Source organism: Pseudorhizobium halotolerans (genome assembly GCF_902153235.2).
Lineage (GTDB): Bacteria > Pseudomonadota > Alphaproteobacteria > Rhizobiales > Rhizobiaceae > Neorhizobium > Neorhizobium flavum.
Genome location: NZ_CABFWE030000001.1, coordinates 458,669 through 484,153, shown reverse-complemented (window position 1 = coordinate 484,153; position 25,485 = coordinate 458,669). Strand labels below are relative to the sequence as shown.

24 protein-coding genes are annotated in these 25,485 nt (G+C 59.9%); 16 read left to right on the top strand and 8 right to left on the bottom strand.

The window, feature by feature from the left end; translation table 11 throughout:
* Positions 1-10: 10 nt before the first annotated feature.
* Positions 11-832, bottom strand: a complete 822-nt coding sequence (locus FN060_RS02255) for a pyruvate, water dikinase regulatory protein (protein WP_142586691.1) — start codon at positions 830-832, stop codon at positions 11-13.
* Between the two features lie 399 nt (positions 833-1,231).
* Here FN060_RS02255 and hemE point away from each other — a divergent pair, with 399 nt between their 5' ends.
* From hemE to FN060_RS02215, 8 genes are all read left to right on the top strand, one after another.
* Positions 1,232-2,266: a uroporphyrinogen decarboxylase gene (gene hemE / locus FN060_RS02250; protein WP_142586690.1), complete on the top strand. Its 1,035-nt coding sequence runs from the start codon at positions 1,232-1,234 to the stop codon at positions 2,264-2,266.
* A complete protein-coding gene (gene hemJ, locus FN060_RS02245) occupies positions 2,266-2,808 on the top strand; it encodes a protoporphyrinogen oxidase HemJ (protein WP_142586765.1) in 543 nt (180 codons plus the stop codon). The genes hemE and hemJ overlap by 1 nt, the downstream gene beginning before the upstream one ends.
* Positions 2,809-2,985: 177 nt before the next feature.
* Positions 2,986-4,251, top strand: coding sequence for a transcription termination factor Rho (rho, locus tag FN060_RS02240; protein WP_139346276.1), 1,266 nt, complete (start codon positions 2,986-2,988; stop codon positions 4,249-4,251).
* Between the two features lie 75 nt (positions 4,252-4,326).
* Positions 4,327-5,628, top strand: a complete 1,302-nt coding sequence (gene mnmE, locus FN060_RS02235) for a tRNA uridine-5-carboxymethylaminomethyl(34) synthesis GTPase MnmE (protein ID WP_142586689.1) — start codon at positions 4,327-4,329, stop codon at positions 5,626-5,628.
* Between the two features lie 35 nt (positions 5,629-5,663).
* Positions 5,664-7,532, top strand: coding sequence for a tRNA uridine-5-carboxymethylaminomethyl(34) synthesis enzyme MnmG (gene mnmG, locus FN060_RS02230; protein ID WP_142586688.1), 1,869 nt, complete (start codon positions 5,664-5,666; stop codon positions 7,530-7,532).
* Positions 7,532-8,146 carry a 16S rRNA (guanine(527)-N(7))-methyltransferase RsmG gene (gene rsmG / locus FN060_RS02225; RefSeq protein WP_142586687.1) on the top strand — a complete coding sequence of 205 codons (615 nt, stop codon included), beginning with the start codon at positions 7,532-7,534 and terminating at the stop codon, positions 8,144-8,146. The genes mnmG and rsmG overlap by 1 nt, the downstream gene beginning before the upstream one ends.
* A 21-nt stretch (positions 8,147-8,167) precedes the next feature.
* The gene (locus FN060_RS02220; protein WP_142586686.1) at positions 8,168-8,953 is read left to right on the top strand and encodes a ParA family protein; all 786 of its coding nucleotides are present in this window, start codon (positions 8,168-8,170) and stop codon (positions 8,951-8,953) included.
* A gap of 14 nt (positions 8,954-8,967) precedes the next feature.
* Positions 8,968-9,843, top strand: a complete 876-nt coding sequence (locus FN060_RS02215; RefSeq protein WP_142586685.1) for a ParB/RepB/Spo0J family partition protein — start codon at positions 8,968-8,970, stop codon at positions 9,841-9,843.
* Here FN060_RS02215 and holA read toward each other — a convergent pair whose 3' ends face one another.
* The 3 genes from holA to leuS are packed head-to-tail and all read right to left on the bottom strand — an operon-like array spanning position 9,844 to position 14,043.
* Positions 9,844-10,884: a DNA polymerase III subunit delta gene (gene holA, locus FN060_RS02210; protein ID WP_142586684.1), complete on the bottom strand. Its 1,041-nt coding sequence runs from the start codon at positions 10,882-10,884 to the stop codon at positions 9,844-9,846.
* A complete protein-coding gene (locus FN060_RS02205) occupies positions 10,872-11,423 on the bottom strand; it encodes a hypothetical protein (RefSeq protein ID WP_244665665.1) in 552 nt (183 codons plus the stop codon). Before FN060_RS02205 ends, holA begins: the two co-directional genes overlap by 13 nt.
* Positions 11,413-14,043, bottom strand: a complete 2,631-nt coding sequence (gene leuS / locus FN060_RS02200) for a leucine--tRNA ligase (protein WP_142586683.1) — start codon at positions 14,041-14,043, stop codon at positions 11,413-11,415. Before leuS ends, FN060_RS02205 begins: the two co-directional genes overlap by 11 nt.
* A gap of 189 nt (positions 14,044-14,232) precedes the next feature.
* Here leuS and FN060_RS02195 point away from each other — a divergent pair, with 189 nt between their 5' ends.
* The 5 genes from FN060_RS02195 to minE all read left to right on the top strand — a co-directional run bounded on the left by FN060_RS02195 (position 14,233) and on the right by minE (position 18,896).
* Positions 14,233-14,892: a YggS family pyridoxal phosphate-dependent enzyme gene (locus tag FN060_RS02195; protein ID WP_142586682.1), complete on the top strand. Its 660-nt coding sequence runs from the start codon at positions 14,233-14,235 to the stop codon at positions 14,890-14,892.
* Positions 14,893-14,984: 92 nt separating this feature from the next.
* Complete coding sequence (locus FN060_RS02190; RefSeq protein WP_142586681.1) at positions 14,985-16,916, top strand: propionyl-CoA synthetase; 1,932 nt, start codon at positions 14,985-14,987, stop codon at positions 16,914-16,916.
* Positions 16,917-17,062: 146 nt separating this feature from the next.
* A complete protein-coding gene (gene minC / locus FN060_RS02185) occupies positions 17,063-17,794 on the top strand; it encodes a septum site-determining protein MinC (protein WP_142586680.1) in 732 nt (243 codons plus the stop codon).
* Positions 17,795-17,823: 29 nt separating this feature from the next.
* Positions 17,824-18,639 (top strand): septum site-determining protein MinD, encoded by an 816-nt coding sequence (gene minD / locus FN060_RS02180; protein WP_077548775.1) that lies wholly within the window; start codon positions 17,824-17,826, stop codon positions 18,637-18,639.
* Positions 18,636-18,896: a cell division topological specificity factor MinE gene (gene minE, locus FN060_RS02175; protein ID WP_142586679.1), complete on the top strand. Its 261-nt coding sequence runs from the start codon at positions 18,636-18,638 to the stop codon at positions 18,894-18,896. Before minD ends, minE begins: the two co-directional genes overlap by 4 nt.
* Positions 18,897-18,973: 77 nt before the next feature.
* Here minE and FN060_RS02170 read toward each other — a convergent pair whose 3' ends face one another.
* The gene (locus FN060_RS02170) at positions 18,974-19,681 is read right to left on the bottom strand and encodes a DUF1013 domain-containing protein (protein WP_142586678.1); all 708 of its coding nucleotides are present in this window, start codon (positions 19,679-19,681) and stop codon (positions 18,974-18,976) included.
* 219 nt (positions 19,682-19,900) lie between these two features.
* Here FN060_RS02170 and acs point away from each other — a divergent pair, with 219 nt between their 5' ends.
* Complete coding sequence (gene acs, locus FN060_RS02165; RefSeq protein WP_142586677.1) at positions 19,901-21,853, top strand: acetate--CoA ligase; 1,953 nt, start codon at positions 19,901-19,903, stop codon at positions 21,851-21,853.
* A 45-nt stretch (positions 21,854-21,898) separates the two neighbouring features.
* Here acs and FN060_RS02160 read toward each other — a convergent pair whose 3' ends face one another.
* The 3 genes from FN060_RS02160 to FN060_RS02150 are packed head-to-tail and all read right to left on the bottom strand — an operon-like array spanning position 21,899 to position 22,993.
* Positions 21,899-22,240 (bottom strand): nuclear transport factor 2 family protein, encoded by a 342-nt coding sequence (locus FN060_RS02160; RefSeq protein ID WP_183949707.1) that lies wholly within the window; start codon positions 22,238-22,240, stop codon positions 21,899-21,901.
* Positions 22,241-22,280: 40 nt separating this feature from the next.
* Complete coding sequence (locus FN060_RS02155; RefSeq protein WP_142586675.1) at positions 22,281-22,724, bottom strand: thermonuclease family protein; 444 nt, start codon at positions 22,722-22,724, stop codon at positions 22,281-22,283.
* A gap of 50 nt (positions 22,725-22,774) precedes the next feature.
* Positions 22,775-22,993, bottom strand: a complete 219-nt coding sequence (locus FN060_RS02150; protein WP_077548780.1) for a DUF1674 domain-containing protein — start codon at positions 22,991-22,993, stop codon at positions 22,775-22,777.
* A 97-nt stretch (positions 22,994-23,090) separates the two neighbouring features.
* Here FN060_RS02150 and htpX point away from each other — a divergent pair, with 97 nt between their 5' ends.
* Together htpX and FN060_RS02140 are read left to right on the top strand one after the other, a co-directional pair.
* On the top strand, positions 23,091-24,050 hold the full coding sequence (htpX, locus tag FN060_RS02145; RefSeq protein WP_142586674.1) for a zinc metalloprotease HtpX: 960 nt from the start codon (positions 23,091-23,093) through the stop codon (positions 24,048-24,050).
* Positions 24,047-25,435, top strand: a complete 1,389-nt coding sequence (locus FN060_RS02140; protein WP_142586673.1) for an RsmB/NOP family class I SAM-dependent RNA methyltransferase — start codon at positions 24,047-24,049, stop codon at positions 25,433-25,435. The genes htpX and FN060_RS02140 overlap by 4 nt, the downstream gene beginning before the upstream one ends.
* Positions 25,436-25,485: the final 50 nt, after the last annotated feature.

The following is a 25,485-nucleotide window of genomic DNA, read 5'->3' as shown; positions in this document are numbered from 1 at the left end:
TTCGTTTCGCTTACCTGAGGCGGGGCCGCAACGCAACGATAGCCGCCGCTGTCTCTTCTATCGATCGCCGGGTGACGTCGATCAACGGCCATCCGTGGCGGGCGCAAAGGCTGCGGGCATATTTCAGCTCCTCCTGGATATTTGCCCGATCGGTATAGTCCCGACGATCGAAGCCCTGGGTCACACCGAGCTCGCGGTTTTCACGCACCTGGGCAATGCGATCGGAGGTCGCGATGAGGCCGACGATCAGCGGTCGCGTCGCCCTCAGCAGACTATCCGGAAGCTCCATGTCGAGCACAGCAGGCAGGTTGGCAGTCTTGATGCCGCGATTGGCGAGATAGATACTTGTCGGCGTCTTCGACGTCCGGCTTATGCCGATCAGCACCACGTCTGCCTGATCATAATCCTCTGGCAACTGGCCATCATCGTGATCCATGGTGAAGTTCAACGCTTCCATCCGGGCGAAATAATCGGCGTCGAGTGCATGTTGAGCACCGACCCGCCGACGGGAGGGGGAGCCGAGATAGGTCTGGAAGGTCGTCATTACCGGTTCGAGCAGATTGACACACGGGGTGCCGAGATCGCGGCAGCGGAGGTCGAGCAGGCGGGCGAGTTCCTCGTCCACGATCGTATAGAGAACGATGCCGGGTTCGCGGTCGATCGATTCCAATACGGATGCGAGCTGGCGGCGGCTTCTGACCAGCGGGTAGATGTGCTCGATGGCCGCATAGGCCTGAAATTGCGCCGAGACCGCCCTGCCCGCCGAGATCAGAGTCTCCCCCGTCGAGTCAGAAATCAGGTGCAGATGAAAGTAGTTTTTGCGGTTCTCCACGCTGTTCTAGTCCCTCTGTTGATAAACCGGGAGAGCGGGTGGGGTTTAGCCATGCGGAGCTCGAGGCGCGGGATAACCTCCGTTTTATCCACACCTCGATGGCGTACGAAGAACGTCAGGGGCTGTCTGTTTACAATGTGGACAAGCCTTGGTTCGATGATGAAAGTCAACAGATTTTCCACAGGTGATGACATTCTGTGAGATCGGCATCATCCTGATTTCATATCACGAATCCGTTTATCCACGCTCTGGGTGTCTAACGTGGATAAGTCTCTTCACGCGATCGTAGGTGGGCGGCGGATCGTCGCGGCAATGGGGGATGACGTTTAATCCTTGATACCCACCGACTCTAAGAAATAGAAACCCTATAAAGATCTTTATCTATTTTAGGAGAAACATGTGCCCGGCCCATCCCGGAAGATTGTCGACGTGCTGGAAGGCAAAACGGTCACGCCTCCTCCCATCTGGCTTATGAGGCAGGCAGGCCGTTACCTCCCCGAATATCGGGAAACGAGAGCGAAGGCCGGAAGCTTTCTGGATCTCTGTTATTCTCCGGACTATGCGGTCGAGGTAACCCTGCAGCCGATCCGCAGATACGGTTTTGACGCAGCAATCCTGTTTTCCGATATCCTCGTCATTCCGGATGCCTTGAAACGCAATGTCCGCTTCGTGCAGGGTGAGGGGCCGCAAATGGACCCAATCGATGTTGCAGGCATCGAGAAGCTGAATGCGGAGGGTGTGCTCTCGCATCTTGCCCCTGTGCTTGAAACCGTCCGCCGCCTTCGCCGCGAGCTTCCGGAGGAGACGACGCTTCTCGGTTTTTGTGGTGCGCCATGGACGGTGGCGACCTACATGATCGCGGGTCATGGGACGCCGGACCAGGCACCGGCGCGGCTATTCGCCTACCGCAATCCGGACCTGTTTCTGCGGCTTCTCGATTTTCTTGCCGATGTTTCGGCGGAGTACCTGATCGCGCAGATCGATGCCGGTGCGGATGCGGTGCAGATCTTCGACTCGTGGGCGGGAGTTCTCGGTGAGCGTGAGTTTAAGGCCTATGCAGTTCGGCCGGTGGCGCGCATGATCCGGACGGTGCGAGCAGCGCGTCCTGGTGCGAAGATCATTGCCTTCGCCAAAGGCGCGGGCATGAACTTGAGGTCTTATCGCCAGGATACCGATGCGAATGCCATTGGTCTTGATTGGAGCGTTCCCCTCTCCTTTGCCGCGGAGTTGCAGAAGGATGGTCCAATACAGGGAAATCTAGATCCGATGCGGGTTGTCGCGGGGGGGCAGCCCCTTGAGGAGGGTATAGATGCGATCCTGCAGGCACTCGGAAATGGACCGCTGATTTTCAATCTCGGCCACGGCATTACGCCGGAGGCGGATCCCGCGCATGTGAGCGATCTGGTCCATCGGGTCCGGGGACACAAGCCATGATGGATGTGGATCGGCAAACGAGTGAAGCTGTCGGACGGAGCGCGTCACGGAAAGCCTTTGTCGCGATCGGCGTCTTCGTGGCGCTGATCGCCGTCCTTTATGTTCTTCAGCCGGACAGTTTCGGGCTTTGGATGAAGGCCCTGCACATCATTGCGGTGATCTCGTGGATGGCAGGTCTGTTCTACCTTCCGCGGCTGTTCATCTACCATACGGACGCCGAAGTGGGTTCCGTCCAGTCGGAGACCTTCAAAGTGATGGAGCGTCGCCTGCTGAAGGTGATCATGAACCCGGCGATGATGATCACCTGGCTGCTGGGCCTCTACCTCGCCTGGGAGAGCTTTGCCTTCCAGGGAGGTTGGCTGCACGCCAAGATCGCGCTCGTGGTTCTCCTGACGGTGGTGCATGTCATGTTAAGCCGGGCGGTGCGGGCTTTCGCCGCCGATGGGCCGCGTCGAACGGCTCGTTACTGGCGAATGATGAACGAGGCGCCCACCCTGCTGATGATCGCGATCGTCATACTGGTCGTCGTGAAGCCCTTCTGATTGCGGGTTTCTGCCGGCACCTGCACGTTTCCCCCTTGCGAGGACCGGCATGACTCGCTATTTTCCTGCCATCTCATCTCGTGGCATGCTTGTAATCCCACTCCTCCCCGGAAATCTCCGCGGCGAGATTTTCACCGGCACGCCCTTTTCCCTCATCGCCTCCAACGTGGTCCCTTCATGGCTGAAATGAAGCTTCAAGAACTCAAGAGCAAGTCGCCGACCGACCTGCTGACCTTTGCCGAATCGCTCGAGGTCGAGAACGCCAGCACGATGCGCAAGCAGGAGCTTATGTTTGCGATCCTGAAGGTTCTGGCCAGCCAGGATGTGGAAATCATCGGCGAAGGCGTGGTGGAAGTCCTGCAGGATGGCTTTGGCTTCCTTCGCTCCGCGAACGCCAACTACCTTCCTGGCCCGGATGACATCTACATTTCACCCTCCCAGATCCGCCGGTTTTCGCTGAAGACGGGCGATACTGTCGAAGGGCCTATCCGCGGTCCGAAGGAGGGCGAGCGATATTTCGCGCTTCTGAAGGTCAACACGATCAATTTCGACGATCCGGAGAAGATCCGTCACAAGGTCCACTTCGACAACCTGACGCCGCTCTATCCCAATGAGCGGTTCAAGATGGAACTCGATGTCCCGACATCCAAGGATCTGTCGGCGCGTGTGATCGATCTCGTGGCACCGCTCGGCAAGGGTCAGCGCGGCCTGATCGTTGCCCCGCCGCGAACAGGCAAGACGGTGCTGTTGCAGAACATCGCGCATTCCATCACCGCCAACCATCCGGAATGCTATCTGATCGTCCTCCTCATTGACGAGCGTCCGGAAGAAGTGACGGACATGCAGAGATCGGTCCGGGGCGAGGTTGTCTCCTCCACCTTCGATGAGCCGGCTGTGCGCCACGTTCAGGTTGCCGAAATGGTAATCGAGAAGGCAAAGCGCCTTGTGGAACATGGACGCGACGTCGTCATCCTGCTGGATTCAATCACTCGTCTCGGCCGCGCCTACAACACCGTGGTACCATCATCCGGCAAGGTGTTGACCGGTGGTGTCGATGCCAACGCGCTGCAGCGCCCGAAGCGTTTCTTCGGTGCCGCCCGCAACATCGAGGAAGGCGGTTCACTGACGATCATTGCGACGGCGCTGATCGACACCGGCAGCCGCATGGACGAAGTCATCTTCGAAGAGTTCAAGGGAACCGGCAACTCCGAAATCGTCCTGGACCGCAAGGTTGCCGACAAGCGCATCTTCCCTGCCATGGACATTCTCAAGTCCGGTACACGCAAGGAGGATCTCCTCGTGCCGCGCCAGGACCTGCAGAAGATCTTCGTGCTTCGCCGTATCCTTGCGCCTATGGGCACGACCGATGCGATCGAGTTCCTTATCGACAAGTTGAAGCAGACGAAGAACAACGGCGATTTCTTCGACTCGATGAACACCTAATCATTAGCCGGATTCACGCGAAAAAAGCGCTCGGCCCGGCCGGGCGCTTTTGGCTTTCCGGTCGAGGCAGCCAGGATGAGTGTCACGACAGATACGATCTTCGCGCTTTCCAGCGGTAGCTTGCCGGCGGGTGTCGCTGTCCTGCGTATTAGTGGCCCGGCGGCATTCCCTGCACTGATGCGACTGATAGGAGGCAGGCAACCTCCCCCACGCGAGGCGGCACTCCGGAGGATACTGGATCGGGAAGAGCAACTGATTGACGAAGCCCTCGTCTTGACCTTTCCAGCACCGCATTCCTTCACAGGGGAAGATGTTGTCGAACTCCAACTGCATGGAAGCCGTGCGGTGGTGAACGCCGTCTATTCGCAACTTGCGGCGTTACCCGGCTTGAGGTTGGCGGAAGCAGGTGAGTTTTCGCGCAGGGCCTTCGAGAACGGCCGTCTGGACTTGGTGGAGGCGGAAGGTCTGGCGGAGCTGATCGTGGCAGAGACCGAGATGCAACGTCGTCTCGCAGTGGAACAGAGCTTCGGTCGGCAGTCTCATCTGTATGATGACTGGGCCCGCAGGCTCACCCATGCCCGAGCCATGATTGAAGCTGAACTCGATTTCGCCGACGAAGACGACGTACCCGGGTCCGTAGGGGAACGCGTCACGGCGGATATCGCCGCTGTTCGCACCGAATTGGAGAAGCATCTGGAAGCGGCAAAAGGGGGGGAGATCATTCGCGATGGTTTCAAAATCGCGATCGTCGGGCCGCCGAATTCTGGAAAATCGAGCCTGCTGAACTACCTGGCGCAGCGAGACGTGGCGATCGTCACCGATTTGGCGGGAACCACCCGCGATGTGCTGCACGTTGATCTTGATCTCGATGGATATCTGGTGCGCGTTTTTGATACGGCGGGTATCCGCGAATCTTCGGACGTAATCGAGCAAGAGGGCGTCCGCCGAGCGCGGCAGTTGATTAACACGGCAGATCTAGTTCTGTACCTGGAGGAAATCGGTTGGGAACCTTCGCAGGCTCCTCTGGCGCCGAATGCGCTCCGTGTCGGGACAAAGCTCGACATTCACCCGCGGGCACCTATTTATGATATATGCCTGTCGACCGTAACGGGTGAAGGAGTAGGCTCACTTCGCAAGTCGATCGTTAGCCGGATTCAATCGGCTTGGGACGGCTCAGCTGCGCCGATGCGTGGTCGACAAGTGGCGTTGCTGCAAGATACTTCCCTTCATCTCCGATCAGCGCTAGAGGAAACTGAGTTGGAGCTGCGCGCAGAGCATCTGCGACGAGCAAGGACCGCCTTGGGTCGAATTACGGGCCAGGTGGACGTTGAGCAGCTGCTCGATGTCATATTTTCACAGTTTTGTATCGGCAAGTGACGTGATTCACGTGAAACACTCACCGCAGGTGGACCATGAACAAGCGCTATGACGTAATCGTAATCGGCGGAGGCCACGCGGGGTGTGAGGCGGCCAGCGCCGCAGCACGGACGGGAGCGCGGACGGCGCTTGTGACACATCGCCGAGACACGATCGGCGTGATGTCCTGCAATCCTGCGATTGGCGGCCTCGGCAAAGGCCATCTGGTTCGGGAAGTGGATGCGCTGGATGGCCTAATGGGCCGCGTCGCGGACACAGCCGGTATCCAGTTTCGCATGCTGAATCGGCGCAAGGGCCCGGCTGTTCGTGGGCCGCGTACGCAGGCTGATCGGAAGCTATATCGTGAAGGAATGAAGCGCGAGATTTTCAACCATGTCAATCTTGATGTGGTCGAGGGCGATGTTTTTGACTTGGACGTCACGGAAGGGAAAGTTGCAGGCATTATCCTCTCGGATGGTCAACGGTACGCATGCGCGGCGGCCGTTCTGACGACCGGCACCTTCCTGCGCGGCCTCATTCATATCGGATCTGAACGCTTTCCGGCGGGGCGAATGGGCGAAGGACCGTCAGTCGGCCTATCGGCAACCCTTGAACGACTCGGTTTACGCCTTGGCCGGCTTAAGACCGGCACGCCCGCCCGGCTTGATGGAACCACAATCGACTGGGACGGTATCGGGCGCCAGGAGGCAGATGAAGATCCGGTGCCGTTCTCTTTCCTCACGGAGGCCATAACGACGCCGCAAATTGCCTGCGGTATCACCCGAACGACCAGCGTCACTCATCGGATCATTGAAGAGAACATTCACCGATCAGCTATGTATTCCGGCCAGATCGAAGGCGTTGGCCCGCGTTACTGCCCCTCAATTGAAGACAAGATCGTCCGCTTCGGCGAACGGGACGGTCATCAGATCTTCCTGGAGCCAGAGGGCCTTGACGATAATACGGTCTATCCCAACGGCGTTTCCACCTCCCTGCCCGCCGATGTACAGGAAGCTTTTATCCATAGCATACCGGGACTCGAACACACTCGGATCCTGCAGCCCGGCTACGCCATCGAGTACGACCACGTCGATCCTCGAGAGCTCTCTCCATCTCTGCAACTCCGGAAGATGCCCGGGCTTTTCCTTGCCGGGCAGATCAATGGAACCACAGGATATGAGGAAGCTGCGGCGCAGGGGCTTGTGGCGGGGCTCAATGCCGCTCGTCTTGCGGGTGGCCACGATACGCATACCTTCAGTCGGTCCAGCTCCTATATTGGCGTTATGATCGACGATCTGACCAGCCGAGGAGTCACTGAACCCTATCGGATGTTCACCTCGCGCGCCGAATACCGGCTTTCGCTCCGAGCCGATAATGCTGATGAGCGGCTTACACCGCTGGGTATTGCGCTAGGCCTGGTTTCGACGGTACGAAAGGAACGATTTGAGAGGTACCAGAACGACCTTGCGGATTGGCGGAGTCAGCTGAGAGGTGTTTCGCTGACTCCAAACGAAGCGGAACGATTCGGTATAAGCCTTAACCGGGATGGACAACGCCGCACGGCCATGGACCTTCTTGCCTATCCTGATATCGATCCAGGCAAGATCCGCGCGATCTGGCCGGAACTGCACGCGATGTCGGAACGCATCGCGGCTGCTCTCAAGATTGAAGCCGGTTATGCGGTCTATCTGGAGCGGCAGGAGAGCGATATCCTGGCTCTCCGGCGTGATGAGGGGGTGTCCATACCACCAGACTTTGACTACCACGTACTTTCTGGTCTCTCGAATGAGTTGAAGACGAAGTTATCCAGCAAGAGACCAGCCAATCTGGCGCAAGCTTCCCGAATTGAAGGTATGACTCCAGCCGCGTCCGCCCTTCTGCTTGCCAATCTTCGTAGGCAGGGGAAAGAGGGCCGCGTATCATAATGTTGCTGAACGGCAAGCCTGTTTCACGTGAAACGCATCAGCGGCTAGAGCATTTCGCGGAGCTTTTCCAAAAGTGGGCGAGGCGCATCAATCTCGTTGCACCATCGACCCTGGAAGAGCTCTGGAGCCGTCACATCGCGGACAGTGCCCAGATATTTCAGATCAATCCGCAGCCAGCCGTATGGATTGATCTCGGCTCGGGCGGTGGATTCCCTGGCATCGTGACGGCCATTATGCTTGCTGAGCGAAATGAGGGCTTCGTGCATCTCGTCGAAAGCAATCAGAAGAAGGCCGCGTTCCTACGGGTGGCGCTCATGGAGTGCGCGGCACGGGGCTCTGTGCATCCTGTCCGCATCGAAGAGGCTCAGAAAGAGATTCTCCACTGCGACATGATATCCGCCCGCGCACTGGCGGAGCTCAACCTGCTGCTTCGATACTCCTCCTCCTGGATGATCGACAAATCTTGCCGTGCCCTTTTCCATAAAGGCCGGGATTACCAGCGCGAGGTAGAGAAAGCGCGTAGCGACTGGGACTTTGATCTGATAATACATCCCAGTGCCGTCGAGAACGACTCGGTGATCCTCGAGATCAGCGGACTCCGGCCAAAGGTTTGATCTAGCCTCGTCAGGTGCGGCATGACTAACGGCAATCGTATCATCACAATAGCCAACCAAAAGGGTGGGGTGGGCAAGACCACGACTGCCATCAATCTCGCCACGGCGCTTGCAGCCATTGGCGAAACCGTGCTGATCATCGACCTGGACCCACAGGGAAATGCCAGTACCGGCCTTGGAATCGATCGAAGAGATCGGGAATTGTCATCCTACGACGTTCTGATGGGTACTCATTCCGTCGAACAGACGGTCCTGCCGACGGCTGTGCCCAACCTTTCTATCGTCCCCTCGACCATGGATCTCCTCGGGCTTGAGATGGAGATATCGCAAGAAGCTGATCGGGTGTTCAGGCTCAAGCGATCGCTCTCGGCCGCGATGCCTTATACATATATCATCGTCGATTGCCCGCCGTCGTTCAACCTGCTGACTATGAATGCCATGGCCGCAGCGCAATCCGTTCTCGTTCCGCTGCAGTGCGAGTTCTTTGCACTGGAGGGTTTGAGCCAGCTACTCGAGACGGTGAATCAGGTTCGCCAAACGGTTAATCCCACCCTCGACATCCAGGGTATCGTGCTCACCATGTTCGACTCACGGAACAATCTGGCGCAGCAGGTGGTGAACGATGTCCGCACCTATCTCGGGGACAAGGTCTACCATACGCTGATCCCGCGCAATGTCCGTGTTTCCGAAGCTCCCAGCTACGGAAAACCTGCGATCCTTTATGATCTGAAATGCGCCGGCAGCCAGGCCTATCTGCAGCTGGCGTCGGAAGTGATCCAGCGTGAACGTCGGCGAAAAGCGGCCTAACGGAAGGACGAAGTATGAGTGATGATCTTTCGAAGCGCCGCCTTGGTCGGGGACTTGCCGCATTGATCGGGCAGATGGATCAGCCCCTGCCCGTTGACGCCGCACCAAAGGAGATCAGTCCCGACCGGATGGTCCCGATAGAGTATGTCAGCCGAAATCCGCGAAATCCGCGGCGGCAGTTCGATGAGGCGGAGCTCCAGGATCTCGCCAGTTCGATCAGCCAGCATGGAATCGTTCAGCCCGTGGTCGTCCGGCCGGTCGGCGACCGGTGCGAGATCATCGCTGGAGAGCGGCGTTGGCGCGCTGCACAGCTCGCCGGGCTTCACGAGATTCCCGTCATTGTTAGGGACGTCGATGACCGGACGGCTTTAGAGATCGCGATCGTCGAGAACGTACAGCGTGCCGACCTCAATCCTCTGGAAGAGGCGTTGGGTTACGATCAACTCATCGCAGAATACGGCTATACCCAGAATGACCTCGGCGGGATCATCGGCAAAAGTCGCAGCCATGTGGCCAACAGCCTCAGGCTCCTGAAGCTCCCGGAGCCTGTCCGTGACATGCTTGCCTCCGGCGAATTGTCTGCTGGCCATGCCAGGGCGCTTATCACGACATCCAATCCGCTTTCCCTAGCTCGTACGATCGTCGCCAAGGGAATGTCGGTTCGGGATGCGGAGCGGCTGGCCCAGAACGACATCAAGGCACAGTCTGAGCATAATCAATCCAAGGTAGAGAAAAAGGATTCCGATACACTCGCACTGGAGCGGACGTTGTCGGACTCGCTTGGTCTGGAGGTCAGGATCAACCACAAGGGCGGCCCTGGCCAGATCCGCATCAATTACCGGACGCTCGATCAACTGGAAGAGATCTGCCGACTCCTGGAGCGGCGCTGATTATCTCTGCTGACGAGCAGATTGCAGCGCAATCGCCATCAGCGTTTGAAACGCGATGCTCTGCTCCAAGCTTTGCCTTTGGCGAGATTGCAGGATCGCAGACTGGAGGCGATGTCCCTCTCGAGACAGCGCTTCCGTGCGCCAGCGTTCGAGAGCCCTTTCGATCAGCGGCTTGCGCTTGAAGTGAATGTGCCGCCCGAGCGTCATCATGACCTGAGATGCCTGGACTTTCTTGTCGTCCATTTCAGTTCGCATGAGTTCCATCATCTGGAACTGCTTCAGACAGGATTGAAGGACGAGAAATACCGGTGTCCGCGAGGTTTCGATCTTCTGCAGCGCATGGCGGAGCGCCGCTAGATCACCTGTAAGGACCGCGTCGACCGCCTCATCCGGTGATACGCTACTCGCGTCACCGATAATCGCGGTCACGTCTTCCTCCTCGACCATGCCCCTTCCCCGGCAGTAGAGCGCAAGTTTCCGGACCTCGTTGCGCGACGCTACGCGGTCGCCGCCCAGCAAATCGAGCAGCTGATGCCGTGCTGCAGGCGAGATCGACAGGCCATCCTCCGCGAGCAAAGTATCGATGAGAGCGTTCAGCGCCTTGATGTCGTCGGGGTAGCAGGGGGTTATCGCGATCGTCTTTGCAGGCTCTGCAATCTTCCGCAAGCCGCTGCCCTTCTTGAGGTCGCCCGCCTCGATAATCAGGGTATTGGCGGGGGGACTCCCCTCGGCAAGGACAGCGAGAGCATCGACCACCGCCTTCTCGTTGGCGGCATTTCGAAGCCAGACGAGCTTTTTGTCGCCGAAGAGACCAAGGGAGTTCACTTCGTCAAGCAGGCGGCCCGGATCGCTTTGCAGGTCCGAAACGTCAAGCTTTAGCGTCGCAAAGGGATCCTCCTGAGCAATGCCAGTCTTGCGTGCAAGCAGCGCAGCACGTTCGGATACAAGGCCGCGATCGGGGCCGTAAATGACGAACACGCGATAGAGTTCATGTGCCTTTTCGGCGAAACGATCGAATTCATGTGACTTTATTTCTGCCATGTCACCTGCGGTGGCGGCTGGTTTGCCAAGGCAATGGCGAGATCGGCGCGGATGAACTCGGCCACCTCTCGTGCTGCCCGGTTTTCCGCATCCCGAACTGAGCGGAGCTCCGCAAACTCCTGGCGCGAGACATCCAGCAGCGCAGTGGCCGTCCTGCTGCCTCTCTTGAGGATCTCTCCATCAGAAACGCGGGACAAGGTGTACGATCCTACCACGATGACACGCCCTGGCTGAAGCTGACCCGCGTCTTCATCGTCAAGGATATCACTGTAGCTCGACGAAACACTCAGCTCTACCTGATACGAGGGGTTCGCTGCTTCCCCACTGCCTCCAGATGTGAGGAAGACGAGATGGTTTCGAACAACCTGCCCTACCCGCGTTCCAGCATCGGAGAAGCCGACACCTGCAAGCGCGGCGCCGCTGCCGGACGCTTCACCATAGAGCGGACGCACCTGACACGCCGCCAACCCGGCCACAAAGATGATGCCCGAAACGACGGCGCCGATCAGGCGAAGGGTGCGGAGGGTGTCAGACGACAATGTTCACGATCCTTTGTGGAACGAGGATGATCTTCTTCGGCTGCCGGCCATCCAGGGCGGAGCGCACCGCATCCAGCTGCAGAACCGCTGCCTGGACGGCATCTTGTTCTGCGTCACGAGCGATTGTCAATTCTGCCCGCTTCTTGCCGTTGATTTGCACCGGAAGCATGATCTCGTTCTCGACCACCAGTGCATCATCATAGCGTGGCCATGCGGCCTGCGCCAACATTCGGCCGTTGCCGAGCGCTGCCCAGCACTCCTCGGCCAAGTGTGGGGTCATTGGCGCGACGATCTGAACGAGAATTTCTGCGGCCTCCCGAACGGCGCCACGGAACACGGCATCGCCTTCGCCAGCAGCGACCCGCGCCAGGGGTGCTGCGAGCGCGTTCACTAGTTCGTAGATACGCGCGACGGCCTTGTTGAAGGAGAGCTTGTCATAATCATCCTGGACCGCCTTCAGCGTCCTGTGGGCAATTTGGGAAACGGCCAGTGCCTCGCCTTCGCGTGCCGGTGCCGGCGCCACTCCTTTGAGATTGTCGGCCGCTTCCGAGATCAGACGCCAAAGACGCTGAGTAAAGCGGTGTGCGCCCTCCACGCCGGCTTCCGACCAGATGACGTCGCGGTCCGGCGGTGAATCGGAGAGTACGAAAAAGCGGGCGGTGTCGGCTCCGTAGGACGCGATGATGTCGTCCGGATCGACCACGTTCTTCTTCGACTTCGACATCTTCTCGATCGAGCCAATCGCGATTTCCTCGCCGGTTGCGAGCAATGTTGCACGGCGCCTCCCGTCAGTTTCCTCGATACGGATATCGGCGGGCGCAACCCATTCCCCCGATGGCCCGCTGCCGCGGCGGTAAGTCTCATGGACGACCATGCCCTGAGTGAAGAGACCCTTGAATGGCTCCTTCACTTCGACATGGCCTGTTTCCTTCATCGCGCGGGTAAAGAACCGCGAGTAGAGAAGATGGAGGATGGCGTGCTCGATGCCACCGATATACTGGTCCACCGGCAGCCAATGGTTAGCCGCCTTCGGATCCGTCGGCTCATCCTGCCAAGGTGCCGTGAAGCGGGTGAAGTACCAGCTGGAATCGACGAAGGTGTCCATCGTGTCGGTCTCACGACGGGCGTCACCGCCACATTGCGGGCAGGCGACGTGACGCCATGTCGCATGTCGGTCCAGCGGATTGCCGGGTTGGTCGAAGGTCACGTCGTCGGGAAGCCGGACCGGCAGGTCCTTCTTTGGGACCGGGACGACACCACATACCTCGCAATGGATCACGGGGATCGGGCAGCCCCAGTAACGCTGGCGCGAGATGCCCCAGTCCCGCAGGCGGAAGTTCACCTTGCGCTCGCCTTGGGGCTTGTTGCCAAGCATCGTCTCCGACAACCGTCTGGCGACCGTCTCGAACGCTTCTTCGGTTGAGAGGCCGTCGAGGAAGCGCGAGTTGATCATCACGCCATCGCCATCGTAGGCAGTGTCACCGATCGTGAAATTCCCTGCGTCGTCGCCTGCCGGCATAACGACCGGCACTACGGGGAGATCGTACTTGCGCGCAAAATCCAGGTCGCGCTGGTCGCCCGATGGGCAGCCGAAGATCGCGCCGGTACCATAGTCCATCAATACGAAGTTGGCGATGTAGACCGGTAGCTCCCAGCTTGGATCGAGCGGATGCCTGACCCGGATACCAGTGTCCATACCCTTCTTTTCGGCGGTTTCAAGCGCTGCCAGCGAAGTACCGTGCCTGCGGCACTCGTCGGCAAAGGCTTCGATAGCCGGATTCGCGGCTGCTGCTTCCCTTGCCAGCGGATGATCTGCCGCGATCGCCAGGAAGGAGGCGCCGAAGAGGGTATCGGGACGGGTCGTATAAACCGTCACCTCAGACTGGCCTGCCGGTACGGTTTCGGCCACAAGCTCCCAACGGATCGTCATCCCCTCCGACCGGCCGATCCAGTTCTTTTGCATCAGACGGACCTTTTCGGGCCACTGATCGAGCGTATCGAGGGCGTCCAGCAGATCCTGGCTGAAGTCGGTGATCTTGAAGAACCACTGCACCAGCTCACGCTGCTCCACCAGAGCGCCGGATCGCCAGCCGCGTCCGTCTATAACCTGTTCGTTGGCAAGCACGGTGTGGTCGACGGGGTCCCAGTTGACCTTGGAGAGCTTACGGTAGACGAGCCCCTTTTCCATCATGTCGAGGAAAAGATGCTGCTGCCGGTGGTAGTAGTCGACGTCGCACGTGGCGAATTCCCGCGACCAGTCGAGCGAGAGGCCCATTGCCTTCAGCTGGGCCTTCATTGATGCGATGTTCTGATAGGTCCACTCCTTGGGGTGTACCTTGTTGTCGCGCGCGGCGTTCTCGGCCGGCATGCCGAAGGCATCCCAGCCCATCGGGTGGAGGACGTTATAGCCCCTCGCCCGCTTGTAGCGCGCCACAACATCGCCCATGGCATAGTTGCGGACGTGGCCCATGTGAATGCGGCCGGAGGGATAGGGGAACATCTCGAGGACGTAATATTTCTCGCGCGGGTCAGCGTTGTCGGTCTCGAAGACCTTGGCTTCGCTCCAGATCTTCTGCCAGCGCGGCTCGGCGTCGCGCGGATTGTAACGTTCACTCGCCATTTCTATGATATTCCGGGGTAAATGCAGACTGGGATTGGTCAGACCTTCATCATGAAACCCTGCAAGCGTCAAGTTTTCCGGGCATCTCGCCGGGTAAAGTTTGGCGCCGAGCACAAGCGCGGCTTGGCAGGCGGATAGGAGCCAGCTAAGCGGTGTGCGACCTTTGATAGCGAGCGCGAGGGAAACGAGATGACGTCAGAGGAACGGCTGCAGGATGTGCTGACACGGATCGCGGACGCAGAGCGAAGGGCAAAACGGCAGCCGCAGTCTGTGACGCTGGTGGCCGTGTCGAAAACCTTCGATGCGGAGGCGATCCGTCCAGTCATCGCGGCCGGTCAGCGGGTGTTCGGGGAGAATCGCGTTCAGGAAGCCCAAGGGAAATGGCCGGCACTGAAGGAGGAGTTCAAGGACATTGAACTCCACCTGATCGGTCCACTGCAATCCAACAAGGCCGCCGATGCCGTGGCACTCTTCGATGTGATCGAGTCCGTCGACCGAGAAAAGATCGCGCGGGTGCTTGCCGATGAAATGCAGAGGCAGGACCGCCAACCCCGTCTCTATTTGCAGGTCAATACCGGGCTGGAGCCGCAGAAGGCTGGTCTCGCGCCAAGGGAGACTCTGGCATTCGTTCACTTCTGCCGGGGCGAGCTTAAGCTTTCGATCGAAGGTCTGATGTGCATACCTCCCGCGGACGAAAACCCCGGGCCGCACTTTGCACTTCTGGCCAAGCTTGCCGATCAGTGCGGCTTGCAGAAGCTTTCGATGGGAATGTCGGGAGACTTCGAAACGGCGATCGAGTTCGGTGCTAGCAGCGTTCGGGTGGGCTCGGCCATTTTTGGCAATCGTTAAGCCCCCCTTAGAGCTTTAGTCTGGCTTTCCGTGGCCGTCTGCATCATCCTAAACTGGTTCCAAATGCTGCGCTGGGACCACGGGAGGAGCAGATGCAGAGCACATACTTCGACATCTATCGGGAATGGCAGGCGGCTCCGGAGGAGTTCTGGCGCCGTCAGGCGGAGACGCTTCACTGGTTCAAGCCAATTGAAAAGGTCTTCGACAATGCCCAGGGCGTTTATGGACGCTGGTTCGTCGGCGGTGAGACGAACACTTGCTACAACTGCATAGATCGGCACGTGAGCGAGGGATGCGGCGACCAGACGGCGCTGATCTACGACAGCGCGATGAACGGCGACAAGAGGAAGTACAGCTTCGACGAGATGCTCGTCGAGGTGCAGGCAATCGCCGCCGTGTTGCGCAATCACGGCGTGGGCAAAGGCGACCGCGTCGTCATCTACATGCCCATGGTCCCCGAAGCTGTTTTCTCGATGCTTGCCTGCGCGCGGCTCGGGGCGGTCCATTCCGTGGTATTCGGAGGATTTGCCGCGCATGAGCTTGCCGCCAGGATCGACGACTGCGGTGCCAAGGTCGTGATCAGCGCCAGTTGCGGACTGGAGCCTGGCCGGGTGGTTGCATACAAACCCCTGCTCGACCACGCGCTCGACATCGCGAAGGTCAAGCCGGATTTCTGCCTCATCTTGCAGCGGGACGAACTGCATGCGGCGCTACGCTATGAGCATGGAGACGTCGATTTCCGCCAGGCGGTCGAGATCGAGAAGGTCAACGGCACGGTGGTCGATTGCGAGCCGGTAACGGCCACCGATCCCCTGTATGTGCTCTACACGTCTGGAACCACGGGTCAGCCCAAGGGAGTGATCCGTGACAATGGCGGGCACATGGTGGCGCTCAACTGGACGATGAAGAATCTCTACGGGGTGGAGCCGGGCGAAGTGTTCTGGGCCGCCTCCGACATCGGCTGGGTCGTCGGGCACTCCTACATCGTCTATGGCCCGCTTCTTGCCGGAAACACAACCGTCCTATTCGAAGGCAAGCCGGTCGGAACTCCCGATGCCGGAACCTATTGGCGGATCGTGTCCGAATATGACGTGAAGGTCCTTTTCACGGCCCCCACGGCGTTCCGGGCCATCCGCCGGGACGATCCGGAGGGAAAGCTTGTCGAAACATACGACCTATCCGGCTTGCGTGCCCTCTTCCTCGCAGGCGAGCGCGCCGATCCGGAGACGCTGAAATGGGCCGAGCAGGTGCTGAAGGTTCCCGTGATCGACCACTGGTGGCAGACAGAAACGGGATGGCCCATGGTTGGCAACCCGGTGGGCCTGGGGCTGTTGCCGTTCAAGCCAGGTTCGCCGACGCAGCCCATGCCAGGATATCTGATCGAAGTGCTGGATGATGCGGGTCATCCGGTTCCGGCAAACACGCTCGGCAATATCGTCGTGAAGCTGCCCTTGCCGCCCGGTTGCCTCGTCAGCTTCTGGAATGCGGACGAGCGCTTCCGTCAAGGGTGCCTTGAGGAATTCCCGGGCTACTACAAGACGGCGGATGCCGGCATGCTCGATGACGATGGCTACCTCTTCGTGATGGCGAGGACGGACGACATCATCAACTGCGCCGGCCATCGGCTTTCCACGGGTGCGATGGAGGAGGTCTGCGCCATGCATCCGGATGTCGCGGAGTGTGCCGTGGTCGGCGTCGCGGATTCCCTCAAGGGGCAGATCCCCTGCGGCTTCCTCGTCCTCAAGAACAACGTCACCCGCGACGAGAAGCTGATCGAGAAGGAAGTTATCGACCTCGTCCGTAACGAGATCGGGCCCGTCGCCGCTTTCCGTACCGTGATGGTCGTGAAACGACTGCCAAAGACGCGGTCGGGCAAGATCCTGCGTGGAACGATGCAGAAGATCGCCGATGGGATGCCGTGGAAGATGCCTGCCACCATCGATGACCCGGTGATCCTCGATGAGATCATCGAGATCCTCAAGTCCAAGGGATATGCCAAGGGCGCTGCCGAGACGGCAGCCTGACCGCAATCTAGCCATTTTCAGAAAGGCCCCTGCGAACGCGGGGCCTTTCGCATTTCAGCATGTGCGCATCTTAAGCTCCGCACCAGCCAGTTAACGTATTGTTAACCATGCCGACGCTACACCGATCTAACCATTTCTTTACGTAGATGACCAAAGTGCTAACAGACGCTCGCTCGATCCGAATCAAGGGCCGCTCCTTTCTTGCGGTCGTCCTGTCGCCTGACCTGCCCCTCGACGAGTGGCTGACGAGGCTCGACGACCTCGCCTCGCGTTCCGCCGGGTTTTTCCTCGGGCGTCCGGTGGTCCTGGACGTCACGGATCTCGACATTGATCGCGGGCAGCTGAAGGAACTGCTTACGGCCTTCGCCGACCGCAATGTCAGCATCATGGGGATCGAGGGCGCACGTCCCTCTCTGCTCGGCCCCGGCATGCCGCCTGCCCTCAAGGGTGGCCGCCCCGTCTCTAAGGACAGCATGGCGAAGGAGCCCGCGGTCGAAGTGCCGGCGGGAAAGCTATCCCCCGAGGTCATTCGAGAGGTCCGGCCGCCGCTGCAGTCGATCATCGTCCGCGAGCCGATCCGGTCCGGACAGTCCGTCATCTTCCCGGAAGGTGATGTCACGGTGATCGGATCCGTCGCCTCGGGCGCGGAAGTGATCGCGGGCGGTTCCGTGCACATCTACGGCACCCTTCGCGGCCGGGTCATGGCGGGATCGGTCGGCAATTCCTCGGCGCGCATCTTCTGCCGCAAGCTCGACGCAGAACTGCTCGCGATCGACGGCATCTACCAGGTTGCCGAGAACATGGCAGCCAGCCTGAAGGGCCAGCCCGTCCAGCTCTGGCTCGAAAACGATACAATAATGGCAGAGAAACTTGCCTGAGCCGAAAGGCCGGAACACAGGAGAAGACCATGGGGAAAGTCATTGTAGTGACATCAGGCAAGGGCGGGGTCGGCAAGACGACATCGTCCGCGGCGCTCGGCGCAGCCTTGGCCCAGAAGGGCGAGAAAGTGGTCGTCGTCGATTTCGACGTCGGACTTCGCAATCTCGACCTGGTGATGGGTGCGGAACGTCGCGTCGTCTACGATATCGTCAACGTGATACAGGGTGATGCCAAGCTTCCGCAGGCACTCATCCGCGACAAGCGGCTGGAGACCTTGTTCCTGCTGCCTGCATCGCAGACTCGCGACAAGGACGCATTAACGCCGGAGGGTGTCGAAACTGTCATCACCGAACTGAAGCGCGTCTTCGACTGGGTGATCTGCGACAGCCCTGCTGGCATCGAGCGCGGTGCGACCCTTGCCATGCGCCATGCCGACATAGCCGTGGTGGTTACCAATCCGGAAGTCTCGTCTGTTCGCGATTCCGACCGCATCATAGGGCTTCTGGACGCCAAGACGTTGAAGGCCGAGCGGGGAGAGCGGATGGAGAAACACCTTCTCCTGACTCGCTATGATCCTCTCCGCGCCGAGCGCGGCGACATGCTCAAGGTTGATGATGTCCTGGAAATTCTTTCTATTCCGCTGATCGGCATCATTCCGGAGAGCATGGACGTCCTTCGCGCCTCGAATATCGGGGCCCCGGTGACCCTGGCCGACGCTCGAAGCGCCCCGGCTCAGGCCTATTTCGATGCCGCCCGTCGGCTTTGCGGGGAGGCGCTTCCAATCACCGTTCCGGGTGAGAAGCGTGGCCTCTTCGGCAAGATCTTTGGAAGGAAGGCGGCATGAGCATCTTCGATCTGTTCCGCAAGCAGCGTTCTGCGCCGACGGCGCGGGAGAGGTTGCAGGTACTTCTCGCCCATGAGCGTGCGTCCACGAGTTCCGACCTTGTAGCCGTGCTCCGCGAGGAGATACTTGCAGTGATTGCCAAGCACGTCGATCTCGACTCCGACCGGGTGAAGATCAAGGTTGACCGGGAGGAGACATTCTCGATGCTCGAGATCGATGTCGAAATTCCTCTGGATGCTTCGTTGAAGGCGGCCTGATCTATCGACGATGCAAAGAAAAAGCCCGCTGATCCGGCGGGCTTTTAGCATCATCTGAACTTTGAATTGCCGAAGGATCAGTACTGATCGTCTTCCTCTTCGTCGCGCGGCGCGGACTTGAGCGAGCTCAGCTTGGCGAAGACGGCGTCGGCGTCGATCTCCTTTTCCTCCTCGCGCTCCTCGCGATAGTCGAAGCCGAGGTTCTCGGTCTCGGTCGCCGACTGGAGGGTTGCTCCCAGTTCCTCGGCGGTCGGAAGCGGGCGACCCTTCGAGGCCCTCTCGACTTCGAGGTCCAGGTCGATCTGGCTGCAGAGACCGAGAGTAACCGGATCCATCGGGGTCAGGTTGGCCGAGTTCCAATGGGTGCGGTCCCGGATCTGCTCAATCGTCGACTTCGTCGTGCCGACGAGACGCGAGATCTGTGCGTCCTTCAGTTCCGGGTGGTTGCGCACGAGCCAGAGGATGGCGTTCGGACGATCCTGGCGCTTCGAAACCGGCGTATAGCGTGGGCCGCGGCGTTTCGATTCGGGAACCCGGACCTTCGGCTCCTGCAGCTTCAGCTTGTAATTCACGTCGCCTTCGCCGCGCTTGATCTCATCGCGCGAGAGCTGCCCGGTCGCGATCGGGTCAAGACCCTTGATGCCCTGTGCCGCCTCGCCGTCGGCGATAGCCTTGACCTCGAGCGGGTGCAGTTTGCAGAACTGCGCGATCTGGTCGAAGGAAAGCGCCGTATTGTCGACCAGCCAGACAGCCGTCGCCTTCGGCATGAGCAATTGTTGAGCCATGGATATAGTTCCTCTGTCCGTCCGCGCCGGGGTCGCGGGCCGTGGGTATCAACCACAATTTCCGGAAATTCGATGCGTCTATAACCGGAAAGCGGTCAAATTGCAAATATCGCGCAGCATGAACCGTTTGTCTAATTGATGGGCCTGTTTCAACTGGTATGAAGGGAACATGATCCGGATTAGCTGATCCGGCTTTCGCGACGTAATGGGGAGGAGACCATGTCCGAGAAGGTATATCCTGTGTCACGCGCAACCAAGAGCATGGCGCTGATCGACAAGGACAAATACGAGAAGTGGTACGAGGAGAGCGTCGAGGATCCAGACAAGTTCTGGGGCAAGCACGGTAAGCGCATCGACTGGTTCAAGCCCTACACGAAGGTCAAGAATACCTCCTTCAAGGGCAGGGTTTCGATCAAGTGGTTCGAGGACGGGCTGACGAACGTCTCCTACAACTGCATCGATCGCCACCTGAAGACCCATGGCGAACGTACGGCGCTGATCTGGGAAGGCGACAACCCCTATATCGACAAGAAGATCACCTACAACCAGCTCTACGACCAGGTCTGCCGGTTGGCGAATGTCCTGAAGAAGCACGGCGTCAAGAAGGGCGATCGCGTCACGATCTACATGCCGATGATCCCGGAAGCGGCCTATGCCATGCTGGCCTGCGCTCGTATCGGTGCCGTCCATTCCGTCGTGTTCGGCGGCTTCTCGCCGGAGGCCCTGGCGGGCCGTATCGTCGACTGTCAGTCCTGCTTCGTGATCACCTGTGACGAGGGCGTGCGCGGCGGAAAGCCGGTGCCGCTGAAGGAAAATACCGACAAGGCCATCCACATCGCCGCGCGCCAGTATGCGACCGTGAAGAATGTCCTGGTCGTGCGCCGCACCGGCGGCAAGATCGAATGGGCACCTGGCCGCGATCTCTGGTACCATCAGGAAATCGCCAGCGTGAAGGGCCATTGCGAACCCGTAAAGATGAAGGCGGAGGATCCGCTCTTCATCCTCTACACCTCCGGCTCGACGGGCAAGCCGAAGGGCGTTCTGCATACGACAGGCGGCTACCTCGTCTATGCGGCAATGACGCATGAATATGTCTTCGACTACCACGACGGCGACGTCTACTGGTGCACGGCCGATGTCGGGTGGGTCACCGGCCACTCCTACATCGTCTACGGTCCATTGGCGAACTGCGCGACCTCGCTGATGTTCGAGGGTGTGCCCAACTTCCCCGACCAGGGACGCTTCTGGGAAGTGATCGACAAGCACAACGTGAACATCTTTTATACGGCTCCGACGGCGATCCGCTCGCTGATGGGCGCCGGCGACGAATATGTGAAGCGTTCCTCCCGTTCGAGCCTCCGGTTGCTCGGAACGGTGGGCGAGCCGATCAACCCGGAAGCCTGGGAGTGGTACTACCGCGTGGTTGGCGATAGCCGATGCCCGGTGATCGATACATGGTGGCAGACCGAAACCGGTGGCCACATGATCACCCCTCTGCCTGGCGCCACGGCGCTGAAGCCGGGTTCCGCCACGGTGCCCTTCTTCGGGATCAAGCCCCAACTCGTCGACAATGAAGGAAACGTCCTTGAGGGACCGGCGGATGGCAATCTCTGCATCGCCGACTCCTGGCCGGGCCAGATGCGGACGGTCTATGGCGACCACGAGCGCTTCATCCAGACCTATTTCTCGACCTACAAGGGCAAGTACTTCACCGGTGACGGCTGCCGTCGCGACGAGGATGGCTACTACTGGATCACGGGCCGCGTCGACGACGTGCTCAACGTGTCGGGCCACCGGCTGGGTACGGCGGAAGTCGAGTCCGCACTTGTCTCGCATGACTATGTGTCGGAGGCGGCGGTCGTCGGATACCCCCACAACGTCAAGGGCCAGGGCATCTACTGCTACGTGACGCTGATGTCGGGCCATGAGGGGGACGATGCGCTCCGCCAGGAACTCATCAAGCATGTCCGAAGCGAAATCGGCCCTATCGCCACGCCGGACAAGATCCAGTTCGCGCCGGGCTTGCCGAAAACGCGCTCGGGCAAGATCATGCGCCGCATCCTGCGCAAGATCGCCGAAGACGATTTCGGTGCGCTTGGCGATATCTCGACGCTGGCCGATCCGGGCGTGGTCGACGACCTGATCGAGAACCGCCAGAACAAGGCGCCCTGAAGCCATAAGGGAGGCCCGCTGCATAAGCGGTGGCGGGCCTTTCTCCTAAACCGGTGTCTGCTGGTGAAATACGATGCGCCAGCTATCGTCTTCAAGACAATACACCGAGCTACAATATGCGTGGTAGGGCGGGCCTTGCTCACGTTCTCCACGGGCCTCATAGGTCAGAAGCGCCATCCCAGGCCGCATTTGCTTAGCTGTCCGCTGCTTCATCTCCACGCTCTTCCAGCGCGGTACGCCATCCAGGCTTGCAAGTACCCGCTCGGCGGAAAGAATGCCGGTCGGCGATGGAAACACCATGACGCAGTCGGGATGAAGCCGTTGCCGGTAGGTTTCGAGGCCGTCCAGCCACAGGCTCTCTTCGGTCGTCCAAAGATCGTCGATCATTCGCTCTTCTCCGCTTCTGCCTTCCAAGGCCTGGCAGGTGCTACGGCACTGCGCAGGGTCTGACCGCTTTCCTGGCGCCATCGTAGCCGTCGGCGAGTCCCGCGAGGAGAAGGTGATCCGCTACGTTGCCTCCTCCGGGCACTGTCACATCAGCCACGACACGACCGAAGTACTTGTCACCGGAGATCCGGCTCAGCTGAAGCAAGGCTGCATGCTCCGTCAACGACTCCAGAGCCCGTCTGGCCGCCTCTCCCGCTTGTCGTTCGCTCGGGCAGGAGGAACGAAGCTCCGGCGTATCGATGCCGCGGATGCGGACATAGACCTCAACCTTCTGCTGCGGCCAAGGCCTTGCCTCGACAAGCAGCGTATCCCCGTCAATGACGCGGAGAACCTCAGCCTCCACAGGACCTGCTATCTCGCTACCGGCCGAATTAGCAGACGACGGGAACAAGATCAGGACGATGAAGAGAAGCAGGTAGCGCATAAAAGGAATAAATTCCTTCTCGATGCTGTAGTCAATAGGATTATCTGCCTCTAGAAGTCGATTGCGCGGCCGTTGATCTCCCAGTCACCGAACCGGGCGGGATCGGCGCCGCCACGGCCGCCGATCTCGGTGGGCATATCCTTCTCCTTTGCGCCCTGCCGGCGTTGCTCAGCCTCCTCCAGCGCGCGCTTCGCGGCCGGGGAAAGCGGTTTCCTGGCTGCCATATCTTCCGGCGTTGTGTTGCTGTTGTCGTTATCCGAGTGCTGCATCATTCGCTCCGCCTGTGCGGAATATTGAAAAGAAAAGGGTGATAGACCACATCATAGGGCGTTCAACCCCGGCAATAAAGCCGTTTGGAGACCGACCATGAACATGATTCGCACCGCCATGCTTCTTGCCTTCATGACGGCCCTGTTCATGGGGGTCGGATTTCTGATCGGAGGCCGAGGCGGGATGATGATAGCCTTTCTGCTCGCAGCGGGCATGAACCTGTTCTCCTACTGGAATTCGGACAAGATGGTGCTCTCGGCCTATCGGGCCCAGCCGGTAGACGAACGTAACGCTCCGGAGCTCTTCCAGATGATCCGGCAGCTTTCCGCCAATGCCGGGCTGCCCATGCCCAAGGTCTATGTCTACGATAGTCCGCAGCCGAATGCCTTCGCCACGGGCCGCAATCCGCAGAATGCAGCGGTTGCCGCTTCCACGGGTCTGCTGCAACGCCTGACGCCGGAGGAAGTGGCGGGAGTGATGGCGCATGAGCTCGCCCATATCCAGAATCGCGACACGCTCACGATGACGATCACCGCGACGCTTGCCGGCGCTATCTCCATGCTGGGTAACTTCGCGTTCTTCTTCGGCGGCAATCGCGACAACAACAACCCGCTGGGATTCATCGGCGTGCTGGTTGCCATGATCGTTGCGCCCCTTGCGGCGATGCTCGTGCAGATGGCGATCAGCCGGACACGGGAATATTCCGCCGACCGACGCGGCGCGGAAATCTGCGGCAATCCGCTGTGGCTCGCCTCGGCGCTTGGCAAGATCGCCGGCGCAGCGCAGGTGGTTCACAATGATGACGCCGAGCGCAACCCTGCCACCGCGCATATGTTCATCATCAATCCGCTGTCGGGCGAGCGGATGGATAATCTATTCTCCACCCACCCCAATACAGCAAACCGTATTTCGGCGCTTCAGCAGATGGCTGGCGAGTTCGGTAGCGGGTCGACGACCGTGCCCGGTGCTGCTAGACCGACGCGCACCGCGCGCTCCGTCCCCGAAACCGGGTGGGGTCGCGGTTCATCCGAACCGCGCAAGGGGCCCTGGAGTTGAGCCAAGGAAGAAAGAACGGCAAGCGGCCGCAGCAATCCGCGACCGACAAAACGAAACATCCGGGAGGCGCACCCAAGGCAGGCCTTGAGGCGCGCACGACGGCAGCCAAGCTGCTTGCGGCGGTGATCGACAGAAAGATCTCCCTGGACGGCATCCTCGACCCTGCTCACGGAAACCCGGCCTACAAGCAGCTGAGCGAGCCCGACCGGGCGCTTGTCCGGGCCATTCTCGTGACCGCTCTCCGCCACCTGCCCCGCCTCGAGGCGGCACTGGCTGCCATGCTGGATACTCCGTTGCCGGAAGGGGCGCGTGCCCTCCATCATGTTCTGATCGTCGCTGCCGCACAGATCCTGCACCTCGATGTGCCCGAACATGCGGCGGTGGATGTTGCCGTCGAGCAGGCCAATCGTGACCCCCGCAATCGCCGCTTCGCAAAACTGGTCAACGCCGTCCTCCGGCGGCTGGTGCGCGAAAAGCAGGAGGTTCTCGATGCCACCCGCTCCGTTTCGCCAGTTCCTGGCTGGTTTCTGGAACGGTTGACCGCGACCTACGGCGCTGATGCGGCACGCTCCATTTCGGAGGCTCAGCTCACGCCACCTGCGATCGACCTGACCGTCAAATCCGGGGCGGCTAATTGGGCTGAACGGCTGAACGGCAGACTGCTCCCGACCGGCAGTGTTCGTCTTCCTTCCTTCGAGGGTGCAGTCTCCTCCCTCGCGGGATACGAGGAGGGCGAATGGTGGGTGCAGGACGCAGCCGCCAGCATTCCGGCGCGTCTGTTCGGCGACGTCAGGGGCCGGCATATCGCCGATCTCTGCGCCGCGCCCGGAGGCAAGACCGCGCAACTTGTGGCGGCCGGCGCACACGTGGTGGCGGTCGAGCAGTCCTCCAACCGCATTGCGCGCCTGAAGGAGAACCTGGCCAGGCTGAAACTGCAGGCGGATCTGGTACAAGAGGACTTGTTTGCGTTCAAGCCGGCGGAGCCGCTTGACGGTGTTCTCCTCGACGCACCCTGCTCCTCGACTGGAACGACACGACGCCACCCCGATGTGTTGTGGACCAAGGGACCGGCCGATATCGCCAAGCTCGCAGCACTCCAGGCGAAGATGCTGCGCCATGCCGTCTCGCTGGTGAAGCCCCGCGGCCTGATTGTGTTCTCAAACTGCTCGCTCGATCCGCTCGAGGGAGAGCAGGTCGTCGCCGAGCTTCTTTCGCAGGATCCCGGACTGGAGCGGGTTCCAGTCTCGCCGTCCGATTGGCCGGGGCTGGAAGATGCCATTTCTCCACTGGGTGAATTCCGGACAACGCCTGCCATGCTGCCCGCGAGCGACGGCATGACGGGCGGGCTCGATGGCTTCTTCGCGAGCGTGCTGCGCCGCCGGTAAGATTTTCTTTACCGTCCCAGCAGATTGTATTCGAATTGACTAAAGGGCAA

What these genes read in the sequence shown, in the direction of transcription:
- hemJ (WP_142586765.1), top strand. Translation starts at nt 2,266, where the DNA reads ATGGATGTGGATCGGCAAACGAGTGAAGCTGTCGGACGGAGCGCGTCA.
- rho (WP_139346276.1), top strand. Translation starts at nt 2,986, where the DNA reads ATGGCTGAAATGAAGCTTCAAGAACTCAAGAGCAAGTCGCCGACCGAC.
- mnmE (WP_142586689.1), top strand. Translation starts at nt 4,327, where the DNA reads ATGAGTGTCACGACAGATACGATCTTCGCGCTTTCCAGCGGTAGCTTG.
- mnmG (WP_142586688.1), top strand. Translation starts at nt 5,664, where the DNA reads ATGAACAAGCGCTATGACGTAATCGTAATCGGCGGAGGCCACGCGGGG.
- rsmG (WP_142586687.1), top strand. Translation starts at nt 7,532, where the DNA reads ATGTTGCTGAACGGCAAGCCTGTTTCACGTGAAACGCATCAGCGGCTA.
- FN060_RS02220 (WP_142586686.1), top strand. Translation starts at nt 8,168, where the DNA reads ATGACTAACGGCAATCGTATCATCACAATAGCCAACCAAAAGGGTGGG.
- FN060_RS02215 (WP_142586685.1), top strand. Translation starts at nt 8,968, where the DNA reads ATGAGTGATGATCTTTCGAAGCGCCGCCTTGGTCGGGGACTTGCCGCA.
- holA (WP_142586684.1), bottom strand. Translation starts at nt 10,884, where the DNA reads ATGGCAGAAATAAAGTCACATGAATTCGATCGTTTCGCCGAAAAGGCA.
- leuS (WP_142586683.1), bottom strand. Translation starts at nt 14,043, where the DNA reads ATGGCGAGTGAACGTTACAATCCGCGCGACGCCGAGCCGCGCTGGCAG.
- FN060_RS02195 (WP_142586682.1), top strand. Translation starts at nt 14,233, where the DNA reads ATGACGTCAGAGGAACGGCTGCAGGATGTGCTGACACGGATCGCGGAC.
- FN060_RS02190 (WP_142586681.1), top strand. Translation starts at nt 14,985, where the DNA reads ATGCAGAGCACATACTTCGACATCTATCGGGAATGGCAGGCGGCTCCG.
- minC (WP_142586680.1), top strand. Translation starts at nt 17,063, where the DNA reads ATGACCAAAGTGCTAACAGACGCTCGCTCGATCCGAATCAAGGGCCGC.
- minD (WP_077548775.1), top strand. Translation starts at nt 17,824, where the DNA reads ATGGGGAAAGTCATTGTAGTGACATCAGGCAAGGGCGGGGTCGGCAAG.
- minE (WP_142586679.1), top strand. Translation starts at nt 18,636, where the DNA reads ATGAGCATCTTCGATCTGTTCCGCAAGCAGCGTTCTGCGCCGACGGCG.
- FN060_RS02170 (WP_142586678.1), bottom strand. Translation starts at nt 19,681, where the DNA reads ATGGCTCAACAATTGCTCATGCCGAAGGCGACGGCTGTCTGGCTGGTC.
- acs (WP_142586677.1), top strand. Translation starts at nt 19,901, where the DNA reads ATGTCCGAGAAGGTATATCCTGTGTCACGCGCAACCAAGAGCATGGCG.
- FN060_RS02160 (WP_183949707.1), bottom strand. Translation starts at nt 22,240, where the DNA reads ATGATCGACGATCTTTGGACGACCGAAGAGAGCCTGTGGCTGGACGGC.
- FN060_RS02155 (WP_142586675.1), bottom strand. Translation starts at nt 22,724, where the DNA reads ATGCGCTACCTGCTTCTCTTCATCGTCCTGATCTTGTTCCCGTCGTCT.
- FN060_RS02150 (WP_077548780.1), bottom strand. Translation starts at nt 22,993, where the DNA reads ATGCAGCACTCGGATAACGACAACAGCAACACAACGCCGGAAGATATG.
- htpX (WP_142586674.1), top strand. Translation starts at nt 23,091, where the DNA reads ATGAACATGATTCGCACCGCCATGCTTCTTGCCTTCATGACGGCCCTG.